The 17,185-nt window shown below is 38.1% G+C and carries 18 protein-coding genes; all 18 read right to left on the minus strand.

The genetic code is table 11. The features are described 5' to 3' along the window. Window positions 1-33 precede the first annotated feature (33 nt). Complete coding sequence (locus O0236_RS07905; protein ID WP_268913861.1) at window positions 34-1,020, minus strand: aldo/keto reductase; 987 nt, start codon at window positions 1,018-1,020, stop codon at window positions 34-36. Window positions 1,021-1,051: 31 nt separating this feature from the next. Next, window positions 1,052-2,011, minus strand: a complete 960-nt coding sequence (locus O0236_RS07910) for a ribose-phosphate diphosphokinase (RefSeq protein ID WP_268913805.1) — start codon at window positions 2,009-2,011, stop codon at window positions 1,052-1,054. A 66-nt stretch (window positions 2,012-2,077) separates the two neighbouring features. Further along, the gene (locus tag O0236_RS07915; RefSeq protein ID WP_268913803.1) at window positions 2,078-4,540 is read right to left on the minus strand and encodes an ATP-dependent RecD-like DNA helicase; all 2,463 of its coding nucleotides are present in this window, start codon (window positions 4,538-4,540) and stop codon (window positions 2,078-2,080) included. 14 nt (window positions 4,541-4,554) lie between these two features. Next, a complete protein-coding gene (locus tag O0236_RS07920; protein ID WP_268913802.1) occupies window positions 4,555-5,310 on the minus strand; it encodes a tetratricopeptide repeat protein in 756 nt (251 codons plus the stop codon). Window positions 5,311-5,319: 9 nt separating this feature from the next. Further along, the gene (locus tag O0236_RS07925) at window positions 5,320-5,976 is read right to left on the minus strand and encodes a histidine phosphatase family protein (protein WP_268913801.1); all 657 of its coding nucleotides are present in this window, start codon (window positions 5,974-5,976) and stop codon (window positions 5,320-5,322) included. 132 nt (window positions 5,977-6,108) lie between these two features. Then, entirely contained in the window at window positions 6,109-7,233 is a 1,125-nt protein-coding gene (mnmA, locus tag O0236_RS07930) for a tRNA 2-thiouridine(34) synthase MnmA (protein WP_268913799.1), read from the minus strand. Window positions 7,234-7,400: 167 nt separating this feature from the next. Further along, window positions 7,401-8,438: a branched-chain amino acid aminotransferase gene (locus O0236_RS07935; protein ID WP_268913798.1), complete on the minus strand. Its 1,038-nt coding sequence runs from the start codon at window positions 8,436-8,438 to the stop codon at window positions 7,401-7,403. Between the two features lie 150 nt (window positions 8,439-8,588). Then, window positions 8,589-8,930 carry a DUF1831 domain-containing protein gene (locus O0236_RS07940; protein WP_268913797.1) on the minus strand — a complete coding sequence of 114 codons (342 nt, stop codon included), beginning with the start codon at window positions 8,928-8,930 and terminating at the stop codon, window positions 8,589-8,591. Beyond that, window positions 8,930-10,093: a cysteine desulfurase family protein gene (locus O0236_RS07945; protein ID WP_268913796.1), complete on the minus strand. Its 1,164-nt coding sequence runs from the start codon at window positions 10,091-10,093 to the stop codon at window positions 8,930-8,932. Before O0236_RS07945 ends, O0236_RS07940 begins: the two co-directional genes overlap by 1 nt. Before the next feature lie 6 nt (window positions 10,094-10,099). Beyond that, the gene (locus O0236_RS07950) at window positions 10,100-10,801 is read right to left on the minus strand and encodes a 5'-methylthioadenosine/adenosylhomocysteine nucleosidase (RefSeq protein WP_268913795.1); all 702 of its coding nucleotides are present in this window, start codon (window positions 10,799-10,801) and stop codon (window positions 10,100-10,102) included. A 9-nt stretch (window positions 10,802-10,810) separates the two neighbouring features. Beyond that, window positions 10,811-11,092, minus strand: a complete 282-nt coding sequence (locus O0236_RS07955) for a hypothetical protein (protein ID WP_268913794.1) — start codon at window positions 11,090-11,092, stop codon at window positions 10,811-10,813. A 9-nt stretch (window positions 11,093-11,101) separates the two neighbouring features. Beyond that, window positions 11,102-11,650, minus strand: coding sequence for an NUDIX domain-containing protein (locus tag O0236_RS07960; protein ID WP_268913793.1), 549 nt, complete (start codon window positions 11,648-11,650; stop codon window positions 11,102-11,104). Between the two features lie 65 nt (window positions 11,651-11,715). Next, window positions 11,716-11,931 carry a cold shock domain-containing protein gene (locus O0236_RS07965; RefSeq protein ID WP_268913792.1) on the minus strand — a complete coding sequence of 72 codons (216 nt, stop codon included), beginning with the start codon at window positions 11,929-11,931 and terminating at the stop codon, window positions 11,716-11,718. A gap of 66 nt (window positions 11,932-11,997) precedes the next feature. Beyond that, complete coding sequence (gene ileS, locus O0236_RS07970; protein ID WP_268913791.1) at window positions 11,998-14,805, minus strand: isoleucine--tRNA ligase; 2,808 nt, start codon at window positions 14,803-14,805, stop codon at window positions 11,998-12,000. Window positions 14,806-15,023: 218 nt separating this feature from the next. Continuing rightward, window positions 15,024-15,698 carry a DivIVA domain-containing protein gene (locus O0236_RS07975; RefSeq protein WP_268913790.1) on the minus strand — a complete coding sequence of 225 codons (675 nt, stop codon included), beginning with the start codon at window positions 15,696-15,698 and terminating at the stop codon, window positions 15,024-15,026. 13 nt (window positions 15,699-15,711) lie between these two features. Next, the gene (locus O0236_RS07980) at window positions 15,712-16,503 is read right to left on the minus strand and encodes an RNA-binding protein (RefSeq protein WP_268913788.1); all 792 of its coding nucleotides are present in this window, start codon (window positions 16,501-16,503) and stop codon (window positions 15,712-15,714) included. Window positions 16,504-16,524: 21 nt separating this feature from the next. Then, the gene (locus O0236_RS07985) at window positions 16,525-16,800 is read right to left on the minus strand and encodes a YggT family protein (RefSeq protein WP_268913786.1); all 276 of its coding nucleotides are present in this window, start codon (window positions 16,798-16,800) and stop codon (window positions 16,525-16,527) included. Window positions 16,801-16,824: 24 nt separating this feature from the next. Further along, window positions 16,825-17,166 carry a cell division protein SepF gene (locus O0236_RS07990; RefSeq protein WP_268913784.1) on the minus strand — a complete coding sequence of 114 codons (342 nt, stop codon included), beginning with the start codon at window positions 17,164-17,166 and terminating at the stop codon, window positions 16,825-16,827. Between the last annotated feature and the right edge of the window lie 19 nt (window positions 17,167-17,185).

Genomic DNA, 17,185 nt, shown 5'->3' on the forward strand with positions numbered 1-17,185 from the left:
AGAATCCATTTAATGCTTTTATTTAGCAATTAATTATTTAACTATTGAATCAATTTTATCTAACTCATCTTGAGTGAAATCAAGATTATCTAAAGCTTTTAAGTTGTCCAATAAATGTTCAACCTTAGAAGCTCCAGTCACAATGCTAGCAACAACTTGATCGTGAAGTAACCAAGCAACACTCATTTGTGCTAAAGTCTGATTTCTATTTTGAGCCAGTTCATTTAACTCATTAAGTTTTGCAACAACTTCATCTTTACCCTTATCAACTACGAAATTATTACTCCAATGAAGTTTAACATCGTCAGGAATACCCTTTAGATATTTGTCAGTCAATAATCCTTCAGCTAATGGTCCGTATGCAACCAACGCATTGTCATTATCCTTTAAAACATTTAATAGTCCATCATCTTCAACTGTCCGGTTCAACATATTATAAGATGCTTGGTTAACAACAAATGGTGTATGAAGTTCCTTGAAATACTTAATGATTTCTTCAGTCTGTTTGTGATCGTAATTGGAAATTCCAACATACAAAGCCTTACCCGATCTGACAATATCATTCAACGCATCAGCAGTTTCAGCAAGATTTGTATCAGGATCAAATCGATGACTGTAAAAAATATCAACGTAGTCCAATCCCATTCTTTGCAAACTACCGTCAATTGCGTTAATTAATGTTTTCCGTGAAGAAAAATTACCGTATGGTCCAGGCCACATATTGAAACCAGCCTTAGTAGTGATGACTAATTCATCACGGTATGGCTTCAAATTTGCCTTATAAACATCACCAAACATTCTTTCAGCGGCACCTGATCCAGGACCATAGTTGTAAGCTAAGTCATAACTAAAAATTCCCTTATCAAATGCTTCAAGCATAACTTTCTCACTATCACCAAAGTTGGCATCGTCACCAAAACTGTGCCACATACCAAATGACAATGCTGGCAGTTGTAAACCAGAATTACCAGCTCTTCTAACTACCATTTTATCGTATCTGTCTTCACTTGCTTTGTACATATACATTACATATCACCTTTCAAGTTAAGATTTATCTACCAAACAATTTGCCTACTGACTGTTGGTTATGAATTAATTTAATGGCTTCTCCAAACAATTGGTCAACAGAAACCACTTCAAGTTTATCAAACTTTCGGTCATCTTTAAGCTTAATTGAATCAGTAACGATCACTTTTTCGATTGGTGCTTCCTCTAATCTCTTAACAGCATCCCCAGAGAAAATAGCATGCGTAGCTAATGCATAAATTTCTTTGGCACCATTGTTCTTTAATGTTTCAGATGCAATTTGAGTTTTAATGGCAGTATCGATCATATCGTCAACAATAATTGCCCGCTTGCCTTCAACGTCCCCAATAACTGCTTCAGGAATTGTAGTAGCATCTTCTGGAGAACGATTATCGATAATAGCGATTGGTGCATTCAATAGCTCAGCAATGGTTCTTGCTCTAGACACACTGGCATGATCAGGAGAAATAATCACCAAGTCATTTTTACCATGATTTGCTTCAAAGAAGCTAGCTAAAAGTCTGGCGGCTCTTAAATGGTCAACCGGTATATCGAAGAATCCCTGAATTTGATCAGCATGTAGATCTAATGTAATGACCCGATCTACCCCATCCATTTCTAAAAATGATGACAATAATTTAGCAGTAATTGGTTCACGTGAACGCGCCTTACGGTCAGCACGTGAATAACCATAATATGGAATTACCACGTTGATTGATCCAGCTGAGGCTCTTCGAAGAGCGTCAACCATAATTAATAATTCCATCAAATTAGTATTTACTGGATCTGAAATAGATTGAATAACATACACTTCAGTTCCACGAATACTTTCATCGACACTAATTTTAATTTCATCATCACTAAATTTTTTAACTGTTGATTTGCTTAAAGGAACTCCAACTGCTTTACTGATTTTTTCAGCTAGCTCACGATTGGAGTTAAGAGAAAATAATTTGATTTTTGGTCGCGCGTTGTCTGCCGTCATAATTGCCTCCAGAGTTGTTGTTTATAAAAATCATAACATAAAAATTAATAAAATTTGAGTTTTTAATTACCTATCCGCTGGTAAAAAATCAGCTGGTTTTAAATTTTTCATACCGATCATAGGATCCACTGCATTTTCTTGAATCAGTTTCATAGTTAAAATACCATCATTTACTGGTTCAGTTGGTTGGTTGCTTTGGACGTCTTCGTGATCATTAACATCTGTTTGACTCACTGATTCGCCATCAGCTGTACTAGGACCGGATTGGCCGAGAATCACACTTCGCAATCGTTCAACTAAGCATGTCTTACGGTTTGCCGAGATTGTATTTACACACTGTTGATATGCTGATTGTTCGCCAACTAAAATCAGAAAGTCACTAGCTCTTGTAACAGCCGTGTACAACAGATTTCGTTGTAACATGCGACTAAATTGATGAACTAATGGCAAGATTACCATTTGAAATTCACTACCCTGAGCCTTATGAATTGAAGTACAGTAGGCCAACGTAAATTGCAGCCATTCGTTTCTTTGATACGTCACTTCAATATCATCGTAGTCGATGGTGATTTGGGAAGGCGAATCTTCGTCCTTAGCCTGCTTCATGGAAACAATCATTCCAATATCACCATTGAAAACATTTTTTTCAGGGTTGTTTTCTAGTTGTAACACTTTATCGCCAATTCGATAAGTATGCTGACGAATAGTTACCGATTTAGTTGAGCCATCATTTTGCCAAACCTCTTGAATCATGTCATTTAACTTGTCGATTCCTGCTCGGCCTCGATACATTGGTGCCAAAACTTGAACATCCATCTTACTAAATCCTTTGCCCTTAGCTCGTTGTGTTACTTGTTGCACAACTGAGGCAATTTGATTTTCATCACAAGGAATAAATGATCTGTCTCTTTGATTATCTGTAAAATCATCTGGTAATTGTCCCTGATGAATTTCATGAGCTAAAGAAATAATCGATGAGTTAGCATCCTGTCGGTAAATCGTATCTAGTTTCATGTATGGAACGGCCTTAGCCTCTAATAAATCATGAAAGACTTGGCCCGGTCCAACTGAAGGCAATTGATCTTGATCACCCACTAAAATAATTTTCATGTGATTAGGGACTGCACTAACTAGCATTTTGAATAGATAAGTATCAACCATCGACATTTCATCAATAATCAAAAGCTCACCATCAATATCTTTGGTGGCTGAGGCTTGCTCATTATCTGATCGGTTCAAGCCCAGTAGTCGATGAATCGTGCTGGCAGGTAATCCTGTACTATCGGTCATGTGCTTGGCCGCTCTTCCAGTAGGAGCCGCCAAAATAACGGGAAATGGTTTGTCTTTGTATTGATTAATGTCCATTGAATAATCATTTAATGCACAGAATGTATTAACAATTCCATTGATGATAGTTGTTTTACCAGTACCTGGCCCACCAGTAAGCACAAACACAGGCGATTTGATGGCATCAGTAATCGCATCCGTTTGGGATTGATCATAGTTAATATCGTATTTTCGCTCTACTTTTCGTAATTCTTTTTCGATTTGTGCATCAGTAAAAGCCACTTCATCATTATTTTCAATGACTCTTTGCAGATGTTCAGCAATTTGGAACTCAGCTTTATATAGATTAGCAGGGAAGATTCTATCTGCCTCACCGATTATCTGGTTACTCTTAGCTAGTTCCACCAAACCATTAGCAATTTTATCTGCTTCAATTTTTCCTTGGCCACTAGATTCTAACAATCTTGATGTTTCATTTAATAACGGTCCAGTTGTCGTGTACGTATCACCATTTTTAACACATAATTGATCGATTGCATACATTAAACCAGCAACAATTCTTTCCGCTGAATCAATCTTGAAGCCATTTTCTAAAGCAATCCCGTCTGCTCGTTTGAAACCAATTGAGGGAATGTCACTAACCAATCGATATGGGTTCTCAGCAATAATAGACAGAGCATCTCCACGATACTTTTCATAAATAGCTGAGCTCAACTGATTGGAAAATCCATAACTATTTAAGCCGATAATGATATTTTCAAGATTATCACTCAATTCGAGATTTTCTGAAATGACTTTTTTGAGTTTATTGCTCAGCCCGACCTCATCCAATATTGAAGGATCGCGATCAATCTTAGTTAAAGCATCGGAACCTAAAATATCCACGATTTTTTCGGCGGTCTTCTCACCAACTCCTGGAAATTTATCGCCAGACAAATACTTAACCACTCCAGTTCGAGTTGTTTTAGCAAGATTAGTATAGTTGGCAGCCTGAAACTGTTGACCATATTTGGGATGATTAACTACTCGACCAGTGAAATGATATGGATTGTCTTCAATTAAATCGCCAAAGTTACCAGTGACTACCACCTCGTCATCTGGTAGTGAAACATTCGTATTAGTCACGTGAACTAAGATAACTTTATAAAAACTATCATCACTAGCGAAAAAGACGGCCTTTAATTGCCCGTCAACGAATTTTTCTTCATTTGGATTGTCAAATAAGTCTAATGATTCAGCCACCGGAACTCTCCTATTTATTCTTGATCATTCTTTTTAGAATCAGAGTTTTTGTTCAACTGGATAAATTTCTCAATATCCTGTAATCTCTGTTGACCCTTTTCATAGTAATCAGGATCAAATTTTTTTGCTTTTTCAAAATATTCTTGATAATTTTCATCATTTACCAAAGCTACTATTCCACGATCAAAATTAATTTGGCCATTATTGGCATCAACTTTTAATGCCAAATCATAGAATTCGCCAGCTTGTTGAAAATTACCTAATGATAATAAATTATCACCGATTAATTTGTTCACTTCTGGATCATCCCTAGATTCACTTTGAGCAGTGAGGGCAAACACCATGGCTCGCTTATTGTCTCCCTTAGCCATATAGCTTTGTGCCAGCATGACATATGCCTTGACTTTTAGCTGTGGATCGACAATTGTTTGAAAAATTTCGATTGCTTTATCGTATTCTTCGGCAGCGTAATAAACGTTACCCAAACCGTATTTCAACAAATCAGTCACAGATTGATCAGACTCTGAAAACAGTCCAAGAGCTTTCATCAGTAACTCTTCAGCCTGCTGATAGTCCTTACCTTCAACTAAAACTGTGGCCAGTTCATAGTAGTTATGATAATCATCTGGATTTTTATCAATTTTGACGACTAATTCGTGAACTAGCTGCTTGGCCTTAGCCTCTTCTTGGTCTCTAGTCTTCATGTACTTACGTTGATTTTCTTGGTTCTTTTTTTGTAAGTCATTTATTTTTTTATCATCATTTTCCATCATTTTCACCTACACAATATCAGTCTTATCAATCTGTCGATTCAAATAACTTGTGTCATTCCAACTAATTAATTCAAATGACTGACCATCATTTACAGTTTCAATTATCGTAGTACTTGTATTCGCTAACCCGCCACGTTTTTTAAGATCAGGTAAGTTCGCTCCTAACAGATGGTTCATTTCAGCATTCAGGGCGGCACCGTGACTAACTATCATGACATTCTCCGTTGGATAGTCCTTCACAATTTGCATGATTGCGGGAGTCATCCGGTTAATTACATCTTGGTACGATTCACCACCGATTTTAGTAGGATCATATTTATCTGGATGATTTCTAAAATTTATGAATTCTTCTGGATATTGTGATTCAACATCCACGAATTTCATTCCTTCCATTTTACCCAGATTAAATTCTGCCAACCTTGATAATAAACTAATCTGTGGTTGCTTTTTTAAGTGCGCAGCAATCGTTTCAGCTGTGATCCGTGCTCTTTTGATTGGGCTAGCAAAGATATGTGCAAAATCAGTATCATAAAAATGATTTGCTAACTGCTTCATCTCTTCATAGCTTTGCGCTAAGAGTGGTGAATCGCCACCGGATCCTTGATATCTACTCTCTAGATTCCATTCAGTTTTTCCGTGGCGCACAAAATATAGTCTTGTCAAAACGTTGCCTCCAAATTTATCTCCTTACCATTATGACAGGACTTGATTATATTTTCAAAAGAATCCTCAAAGTTAATTTTTAGGTAAATAAAAAGTGAGCCTGACAAATCGTCATGGCTCACTAATTAGTTATTAAACGTATTGAAGTTCCTTTTGATCCTTGTATGCAGCATCAATGATAGCTGAGCCTAAACACTCTTGACCATCGTAGAAGACAACTGCTTGACCAGGAGTAATTGCACGAACTGGCTCGTCAAAGTCAACTCGAACCGTCTTACCATCATCACTGATGTGAACAGTAACTCCCTGATCCTTTTGGCGATAACGGAACTTAGCTGTACAGTGGAAATCTTGACCTCGATCAAGGGTATTAACCCAATGAATATCTGAGGCATCCAGGTAATCCGCATATAACAACTCGTTCTCGTATCCCTTACCAACATAAAGAATATTCTTCTTTAAGTCTTTACCAACGACGAACCAAGGTTGATTATCAATCCCATCGCCACCGATTCCTAGACCCTTACGTTGACCAATAGTGTAATACATCAGGCCAGCATGCTCGCCCTTCACTTCACCATCAACTGTAACCATCTTCCCTGGTGTAGCAGGTAGATAGTTGCCTAAGAACTCTCTAAAGTTCTTCTCACCGATAAAACAAATTCCAACGGAATCCTTTTTCTCAGCAGTTGCTAATCCAGCTTCCTTAGCAATCTTACGAACCTCAGGCTTAGTCATGTTACCAATTGGGAACATAACGCGATCAAGTTGATCAGCAGACAATTGACTTAGGAAGTAAGTTTGGTCCTTGTTCATATCAGTTGAACGAAGCAAATGATTATGACCATCCTCATCCCGAGTTAATTGAGCATAGTGTCCAGTTGCAATGTAATCGGCACCTAATTCAATGGCATAATCTAAGAATGCCTTGAACTTGATCTCCTTATTACAGATAACATCTGGATCTGGAGTTCTGCCTTTCTTGTATTCGTCGAGGAAGTATGTGAACACACGGTCCCAATACTCCTTTTCGAAGTTAACAGAATAGTATGGGATGCCGATTTCATTGGCAACTTTAGCTACATCTTTATAATCTTCAGTAGCCGTACAGAAACCATTTTCGTCAGTATCGTCCCAGTTCTTCATGAAAACGCCAATCACGTCGTATCCTTGTTGTTTTAACTGATGAGCGACGACTGAAGAGTCGACGCCACCACTCATTCCAACAACGACTCGAGTTTGACTGTTGTCTTGCATTAAAACCACCATCATTTCAATATAGATTCTGGAGAATCCACGAGTTGAAGGTCGTAATTTCCAGTAACGTTTATAATAACTCAAATTGAAAGTAAATTCCACACTTTTAGTAAGTAACTCTGAATAACCTCTCAAATTCGGAAAATATTGTATTGAAACTGTGCTGATTAAACCTCAACTTCTTGAATCCAACCTTCAGGAGCTTCAACATCCCCAAACTGAATGCCGGTCAATTCATCATATAATTTCTTAGTTAATGGTCCCACCTCTGTCTCACTGTAGAAGACATGTTTTTCACCATTGTGAGTTAAACTGCCAATTGGTGAAATAACGGCAGCCGTACCGCAGGCCCCTGCTTCTTTAAACTTATCTAAGTCGTCGACGTCAACGACTCCTTGTGATGCTTTCAGGCCAAGACGATGTTCTGCAAGCCAGAGAAGAGAAAATTTGGTAATACTTGGCAAAATCGATGGTGATTTTGGTGTAATAAATTCATCATCTTTAGTGATTCCAAAGAAGTTGGCTGAACCGACTTCTTCAATTGTTTGATGATTAATTGGATCGAGATAAATCACGTCAGAATAACCAGCTTTATGAGCCTCAGCCCCTGGAAGCAAGCTGGCAGCGTAATTGCCACCGACTTTTGATTGACCAGTACCGTGATGAGCAGCCCGATCATAATTTGAAGTAACGTACTTCGTTGGTACCATACCACCCTTGTAATAAGCACCCACTGGCATGGCAAAGATAGTAAAGAAATATTCATCGGCAGCATGTACGCCGATGTTACCACCAACTCCGATCATCAATGGTCGCAAATACAAAGTACCACCAGTACCGTATGGAGGAACGTAGTCAGCATTAGCTTTCACTACTTGTTTGGCTGCATCAACAAACTTATCTTCAGGAAACGCAGGCATTAACAGTCTTTCACAGCTATTTTGCATTCTCTTAGCATTTTGATCCGGACGAAATAGTTGGATTGAACCAGTTTTCGTTCGATATGCTTTCAAACCTTCAAAATCGGCTTGGCCATAGTGTAAGGCAGTTGAGCCTTCACTGATATGTAAGGTGCTATCTTCAGTTAACTTACCATCATCCCACTTGCCATCCTTAAAATGTGCAAGGTAACGATATGGTAAGTCCATATAATCAAATCCAAGATTGGTCCAGTCGATTTCTGACGCTGGTTGTGCCTTAGCCATAAAAATACCTCCAAATAAAGCTTCCTCTAATTATTTTTTAATATGATTCTAATGTGAAACGCTAATGCTGTCAATAGGACAGAAAAAAATACAGTTTTACGTATCAAAAAAACGGGTTGTTGCTTTTGGCAACAGCTCGTTTTTTCTTAGTTATTTAACTTTAAAAACGCCGCGATCAATCAAATTTTTCATAACAAATCTAAATTGTTCGACGCTATCTTTAGTATCATCGCTTTTAAAAATATTGACCTTTGCCAACCCATTACCTGTAGTAGTAGACATCTTGAAACCGGTAAGGTCTTTATCGATCATGATTTTTAACTTATACGATGCGTTATATGGAGATGTTGGATCTAGTGACCGTTCCAATGAATAATTACCATTTTTTGTTTCTACAAACCCCATATCTTTAAGGGTAAACTTTTTAATCGTTGATGCGATCTCATAAGTAGTAGAATCGCCCTGAACCGTAACTTCATTTACGAATGCCATTATTTCTTCACTCCTCTTGCTTCTAGTCGACTGATTACACTTGCGATCGTATCGACTAATTTTGTTAAATCTTCTTTGGTTGTATAGCGGCCAAAACTAATTCTGATTGATTCACCAATTCTAGGACTGTCTTCACCAAACATTGCTACTAGAACATGCGAAGGCTCAATACTACCAGCAGTACATGCAGATCCACCTGAGACAGCAATCCCTGCAAGGTCGAGGTTAGTCTGCATAACGTAAGTTGAGACTCCCTCAAGCCAGATGTTCAACACATGGTTTAAATTATCTGGTTTAACTTCACCATTAACCTTAAATTGAACACCCTTGTCCTTAAGCTGATCAAGAATGTACTGCTTGAATCCGTAGTACTTTTCTTGACGATGTTGCTTTTCAGCTGCGGTAATCGTCTCAACGGCCTTTGCAAAACCAGCGATGGCAGGAACATTTTCAGTTCCAGCTCTACGTTTATCTTCTTGTTGGCCACCCTTTACAAAACTTGGGAAGTTAACACCTGAATTTTTGTAGAGGAATCCAATCATCTTAGGACCATTAATTTTGTGAGCAGATGTAGATAACAAATCAATATGATCTCGTTTGACATCAATATCTAAAAGTCCATAAGCTTGAACCGCATCAGTGTGGAACCATGCTTGATGATCCTTCAATATTTCACCGATTTCATGAATCGGCATCACAGAACCAACTTCATTATTACCCATCATGATTGAAACTAAAATCGTATCATCAGTCAAAGCAGCCTTAAAATCATCCAATGAAATATTGCCGTTCTCATCAACTGGCAAATAAGTTACTTCGAAACCTTGTTCCTCCAAAGCGTGCATAGGTTGCAACACGGCTTCATGCTCGATAGCAGTGGTAATGATGTGATTACCGTCTTTTTTTCGTGCGAGAGCTGTTTGTGTAATTGCAGTATTATCACTTTCAGAACCACCACTAGTAAAGATGATTTCATCAGGTGCTGCATTAATACTATTAGCAATTGTTTCCCGAGATGTTTCCATAACTGACTTAGCCTCACGACCTAATCCGTAAAGTGTGGAGGCATTGCCATAGACGTTCTTATACTTGTCCATCATCTCAGCATAGACTTCATCTGACAACTTAGTAGTTGCAGCATTATCTAAATATATTTCTTCCATCTTTTTTCACTTCCTCGATGCTTGATCCTCAAATAAATTAATCAACATTTGGCCTGAACGTTTTCCGGCGTCGATGATAAATTCATCAAACGATTGGTCCGCGTTTTCATCACCAACGTCAGACATTGCACGAATAACTGCGTAAGGAATGTTATTTTCATAAGCCACTTGTCCAATCGCAGCACCTTCCATTTCGCAACAAAGCGCGTCAGGAAAGTTCTTTTTAATGGTAGCAATTTTTTGTGAATCGGCGATGAATTGATCTCCAGACACAATCAAACCACGTTGAGACTTCATGCCGCTTTCTTTGGCAGCAGCCATGATTTCATCAACTAGTTCTTCATCAGCGTCGAAACGTGCAGGTAGTCCTGGTAATTGACCAACTTCATAGTTTGAAGCAGTCACGTCAACATCATGGTATGCCGTTTGAGAAGAAACAACTACTTCTCCAACTGATAATCCCTCGCCAATGCCACCGGCAGAGCCAGAATTAATCAATGCATCGACATTAAAATCGTTGATTAAGATAGACGCGGTAATTGCGGCTTGAACTTTTCCAATTCCTGATTGAACGATCACAACAGGTTGGTCAGCGATAGTTCCTTCGAAGAATTCAGTGTGGCCAACCTTTTTGCTTGCTTCATTTTCAAGTTTGCCTTGTAGTATGGCCAGTTCTTCACCCATTGCACAAATAATTCCGTATGTCATGATAATCTCCTAGTTTATAAAAATTAAAATTAAATAGACGATAATAATCAAAGCCACTAAAACAGCCATTGAAATATTCAATCGACGGTTGATTCGATGCCAACGCGGAGTTTTGTAATCTGCGTCAGCAGACTTTTCATTACTATCTTTTTTTAATCGTCCAGTCTTTGGTTCATCAATTACCTGATTGTCCTCAGTGCCTGAATCATCTTGACTTGGACGCTTGCCGTCTTTTAATTTCCGATATTGTTCTCTGGTTAATTTTTCTGGTTCATCTGGTTCATTGTTCACGTTGATCACCTACTTTTGTTTAAGCATCTGCCAATAAAGAATAGCCGTGATGGTTTTGGCATCTTCAATTTCGCCAGTTTTGATCATCGCTAATGCAGTTTCTAAAGACACGGTGGATAATTCTAAGAATTCTCCCTTGTCTCGTGGTAATTCGTCATCAACTGGTTTTAACCCAGATGCAAGATATAATTCCATGAATTCATCACTAAAGCCAACTGATGAATAAAATCCACATAACTTTTCTACGTGATCTGGAACTAAGCGAATTTCTTCGTTCAATTCTCGATAAACAGCGTGTTTTAAGTCAGCTTCGTCACGTTCATCAACCTTACCAGCTGGAATTTCAAGAACTGTTTTAGCTACCGGTGCCCGCCACTGCTTTTCAAGAATCATTTCATCTTGATCATTAATGGCTAGAATCCCTACTGCTTTAGCATGCCGTACAATTTCTCGATGGCTAGTTTGACCATCAGGCAATTCAACAGTTTGACGTTCCACGTTTATGATGGCTCCATCATATATTTCTTCAGTTGAAAGTACTTTTTCTTCAAAATTCACAAAAATCACCTATTTTCATCGTTAAAACCATTCTACATAGAATGAACGTTTAATGCAATTCCAGACTAAGCTTCGTCTTCAACGATGCTAATTTTAGCACCTTGAGGGCCTTTTTTACCTGGAGCAGTCACAAACTCTACTCGTTTTCCTGGAGCGATTTCATTAATTTGTTCTGGTCGAACCGCGTCCTTGAAAAAGAATAAATCGGCGTCATCGTCATCCTGATCAATAAATCCAAATGCATTTTTTTCACTATAACTTTTAATAGTTCCTTTTAACATTATGATTCCTCCTTAAATAAATAACTCCCACAGACTTAATCTACGGGAGTTATCAAGTAAAAGCAATTATTTCTCTTCGAATCCTTCGGTAGCAGTTTCTGGGAATTCGCTACGAACGATTTCAGCACATGAGGCACATAAAGTAGGATAATCATTATCACTACCAATATCATTCTTAGTCAAACGACAACGTTCACACACTTCACCTTCAGCATGTTCAACAACTAATGCCAAACCATCTGAATCAAATTTCTGTGCATCAGCGCTAGCGTCAGCAAAATCAGCCACTGATAATTCTGAAACCATTAAAACGGTTTGCAAATCAGTATTTAATTTTGCAAATAAGTCTTTAACTTCACTAGTAGCATAAATGGTTAAGTGTGCTTCAGATGACTTACCGATCAATTTATTGTCACGGGCTTCTTCAAGCACCTTCAAAACATCGCCACGAACGTCCATGAATTTATGCCAGTTAGTTAGTAATTCTTCAGAGCCAGAATATTCAACAACTTCAGGCATCTCTGCAAGTTGAACATATTCTTCTGGTTCTTTAAGGAATTCCCAAACTTCTTCAGCAGTATGTGGCAATACAGGAGTCATCAACTTAGTTAATGCGACTGCAGCGGCATACATAACTGTTTGCATTGAGCGACGTTTGTGACCATCTTCACGGTCAATGTACACAACATCTTTAGCAAAGTCCAAGTAGAATGCGGACAAGTCATTAATTACGAAGTTAGATAATTTCTTGTTTAAATCAAGGAAGTCATAACTGTCATAATCAGCTTTGATGTTCTTAACAAACTCGTTTAATGTAACCATCATATACTTGTCAGCTGGTTCCAAATCATCGAAATCGACCCCGTTTTCTTTTGGATCAAAGTCTGAAGTGTTAGCTAATAAGTAACGAACAGTATTTCTGATTTTTTTGTATGAATCAGAGATTTTAACAAAATTATCAATCGATACTCGCACATCAGCAGAAGTATCAACTGAAGTTACCCACAAACGAATGATTTCAGCACCCATTTTTTTAATAACTTCATCAGGTGAGATGGTATTTCCAAGTGACTTACTCATCTTGTGACCTTCGTTATCCAAGGTGAAACCTTGTGACATGACTTGCTTGTATGGAGCGTGTCCAGATACGGCTACGCTAGTAATCAAACTTGAATTAAACCAACCACGATATTGGTCAGAGCCTTCAAGATACAAATCAGCAGGGTAAGTTAAATCATCACGTTCAGCTAAAACGCCTTGATGAGATGAACCGGAATCAAACCAAACATCCATGATGTCGTTTTCCTTGGTAAACTTACCATTTGGTGAATGCTCACTTGTAAATCCATCAGGTAATAGATCTTTAGCTTCTCTTTCGAACCAAACATCAGAACCGTATTCAGCGAACAAATCAGCCACATGGTTAACTGTTTCTTCAGTGATAATGGCTTCACCATCTTCAGCATAAAAGATTGGTAGTGGAACTCCCCATACACGTTGACGAGAAATTACCCAGTCACCACGATTTTTAATCATGTTGGCTAAACGAACTTTACCCCATTCAGGGAAGAAGTCAACATCATCAATGGCAGCCAAAATTTCGTCCTTAATCTTATCAACTGATGCAAACCATTGTGGTGTTGCACGGAAGATAATTGGCTTCTTAGTTCTCCAGTCAAATGGATAACTATGAACGATTGGCATGTAATGAAGCAGTAGATTTTGCTCTTTTAATTTGTTTAAGGCAATTTCGTTAGCATCATCGTAGAATACGCCTGCAAAATCTTCACCGGCCTCTTCGGTTAAGTAACCTTTGGCATCGACTGGTGCAAAAATATCAAGATCGTATTGGCGACCAATGTTAAAGTCATCATCCCCATAACCTGGAGCAGTATGCACAAGACCAGTACCTGCATCAAGTGTAACGAAGTTACCTAACATGGTAACTAACTTTTTGTTGTGGTCAAAAGGATGTTCAGCTAAAACATATTCTAGTTCACTACCCTTAACGACCTTTAATTCTTTAACATTTTTCCAGCCAAATAATTCAGCATCTTTATTTAGTAGTTCACTGGCGATCACAAACTTGCGATCATCGCCTTCTGGTTGAACAACTGAGTAATCAAAATTAGCATCGATCGTAATTCCTTCAGATGCGGGAATTGTCCATGGAGTAGTGGTCCAAACGATCATGTAAGTATTGTCATCATCCAAGACACCTTTACCATCAATAACCTTCTCAGCGAAGAATGCTGATGGTGAAGTAATATCATGGTATTCAACTTCAGCTTCTGCCAATGCAGATTCTGATGACCATGACCAGTAAACTGGTTTCTTACCTCTGTAAATCAATCCACGCTTAGCAAATGCTGCAAATACACGAATTTCTTGAGCTTCAAATTCTGGCTTCAAAGTCAGATATGGGTTATCCCAATCACCAGCAACACCTAAACGCTTGAAACCAGCTTTTTGACGAGCCACTTGTTCTAACGCGTATTCACGACAAAGTTTACGGAATTCATTAGTGCTCATTTTCTTTCGATCATGACCAGCTTTGGTAAGTTGTTGCTCGATTGGCAATCCATGAGTATCCCATCCGGGAACATATGGTGCTCTATATCCGTTCATTGATTTGTATCGAACAATAATATCCTTAGAAATCTTGTTCAACGCATGGCCCATGTGAATATCACCATTAGCATATGGAGGACCATCATGAAGTACAAATGATGGTTTACCCTCATTTAATTTTTGTCTGAGTTGATAAACTTTGTTTTCATCCCAGGCTTGTTCGCGTTCTGCTTCCTTAACTGGAAGATTACCACGCATCTTAAACTTGGTTTTACCAAGGTTCAAAGTATCTTTAATACGCATATAGCCGACATCCTTTCTTTTTGTAATTTAGGTAATAAAAAAAGACTTCATCGCAAGGGACGAAATCTTCGTGGTACCACCCAAATTTAGAATTATATATTCTCTCATTAAACTTCGACATATGTAGAGGTGATCTGTGATTAACGTTGAATACTAACTCCCACCTACGTTAGCTCTCTGAAATTATCGTTAATTACTTTCTATTCTCTTATCGAAAACTATTCAGTTTGGCCGTCTGGAAAAATAACAACGGTTTCTCCAGCATCGTCAGTTGCAGGACTGTCTTCCACTAATTCAGCCGAATTTTCCTGCTGTGGGTTTGATTTTACGCTCTTACGTGAATTACTGTCAAGCTCTGAAACAACCTTTTCAATGTCCTCGTAAGTAGTAGAACCCGAATCATCGAGCAATTGATCCCAATCACGACTTTTAATTACTTCAAGTTGACTCTCTAACATAACTTGTAATCGTTGACGGAATACCCGCGTATCTTTTTTCAAATCATCGGTTTCAATTGCCAACTTCTTAGCGCGTTTAGAAGCTTCTTCCAAAATCCGGTTAGCTTTGTCAGTAGCTTCGTTAACTGTATCGTCAGCTTGCTTCTGTGCTTCACGGTTAATAATTTCGGATTCTTTCTTAGCGTTTGTCTTAACCTTGTCGGCAGCCTCCTGTGCAACAATTATCGATTGATTCAAAGAATCTTTCAAATCATTAAAATAGGTTAACTTATCCTGGTTTTCATCTAATTGAGATTTTAAATCCTTATTTTCTTGTAAAACAGTTTGATAATCTTTGATAATTTGGTCTAAAAAATCATTAACTTCGTCAACATTATAACCCCGTAATTTTGACGAAAATTCTTTATTATGAATATCTTGTGGACTTAATACCATGTTAACACCCCTCCTATTTATTACGTCTTAATAAATTAATAACGATTCTAATTTTACCTTTTTTGGTAACACCAGAAATCTCTTTTATTTTAATTCTGCCAAAATGGCGAACTGAAATAACATCTAGAACTGAAATTTCAGCATCTGGTCGTTCAACGGTTTCCCAATTCAGGCGTACTGCCTTACCCTCAACTAATTCCTTAGCATGATGGCGAGAAACATTAAATCCTTCAGCGATAACTGTATCTAATCGCAATGACGAAACAGTCGCACCAGTCTCTTCAGATTCATCGATTGGAAAGATTATTTGGTCAACTGCAATTGGCTTTAATTTGACTTTGATTTTACCGATCTTCTCGATTTGAGATTGCAAAAAGTCACTCATTTCGCTCTCACAAATAAATTGCCAAGTGTCCCCATCAGTAATGATATCACCAATGACATTGCGATTAATGCCGCTTCCCATTATGGTTCCAAGAATCTGACCATGTGACAAAGTTGCAAATTTTTTGGGATAATCAATCAAGAAAGCCGCGATACCAAAGTCGCTTACTGAAGGTTCAAAATAATCTGGATATACCAGTGCGCGTTTCATTTCAGCATTATCATATCCTCCAAAGAAACGATAAGAAATGGCATCAAATCGATTAGCAATCGTCTCAAAGATATACATTTCCCGAGGATTCAAAAAATCGGTTTGAATTGGCCGATACTCATTTTCAACTCGAGAACAAACATCCGCCACTGACTCTACAAACGCTTGCTCATCAGGACGAAAATGTTGTGTCACATTTACATCAACCATTGTTTACTCCCCCAAGTATCATTAAATGCCAATCAATAATTGGCCAAGATAAACGACTCCCATTTGAATGAAATACAGAACTAAAATCGCAACAACTGGTGCGAAACTAATCATTCCAAACGACGCAAAATTAAACAAACTCTGGTATGGCTCAATGATTCTACCAAGCCAACGGCCAAGTGTTGAATCATAGGCACCTGGAAGCCAGCTTAGCAAAGCATATACCATGATTAGAATCATGTATAAATTAATTAGTTTTGACAGAATCGTGACCGCATAAGCTATGAATGTTACCAATTAATTTCTCCTTAAAAATCCTCATTACTTGGAAACTTTAAAATTGGCTGGTGTACAGATAAAAATATCTTGTTCCAGCCGAGTAATTGAACCATTAATGGCAAAGACGATTCCATTTAAGAAATCAACCATCCTTGCCGCAGATTTAGCATCTAGTTTATTAAACTTAACAATTACCGCGACGCCATTCATTAACTTCTCAGCAATTTCGTCAGTTTCGGAATAATTCACTGGCGTACTTACGACCAGTTCACTTTTCATTGGTTCTTTAGGTGCCATAGGCACTACGTTATTTCTGCTTTGCTGAATTTTTTGAGGCTCATCATCAACTCCAAAAAAGTTAGCAAAATTGAATTTCTGTGGCATAGCGGCTCCTTTCAAACAC

Source organism: Lentilactobacillus sp. SPB1-3, from assembly GCF_026913205.2.
GTDB classification, from domain to species: domain Bacteria; phylum Bacillota; class Bacilli; order Lactobacillales; family Lactobacillaceae; genus Lentilactobacillus; species Lentilactobacillus terminaliae.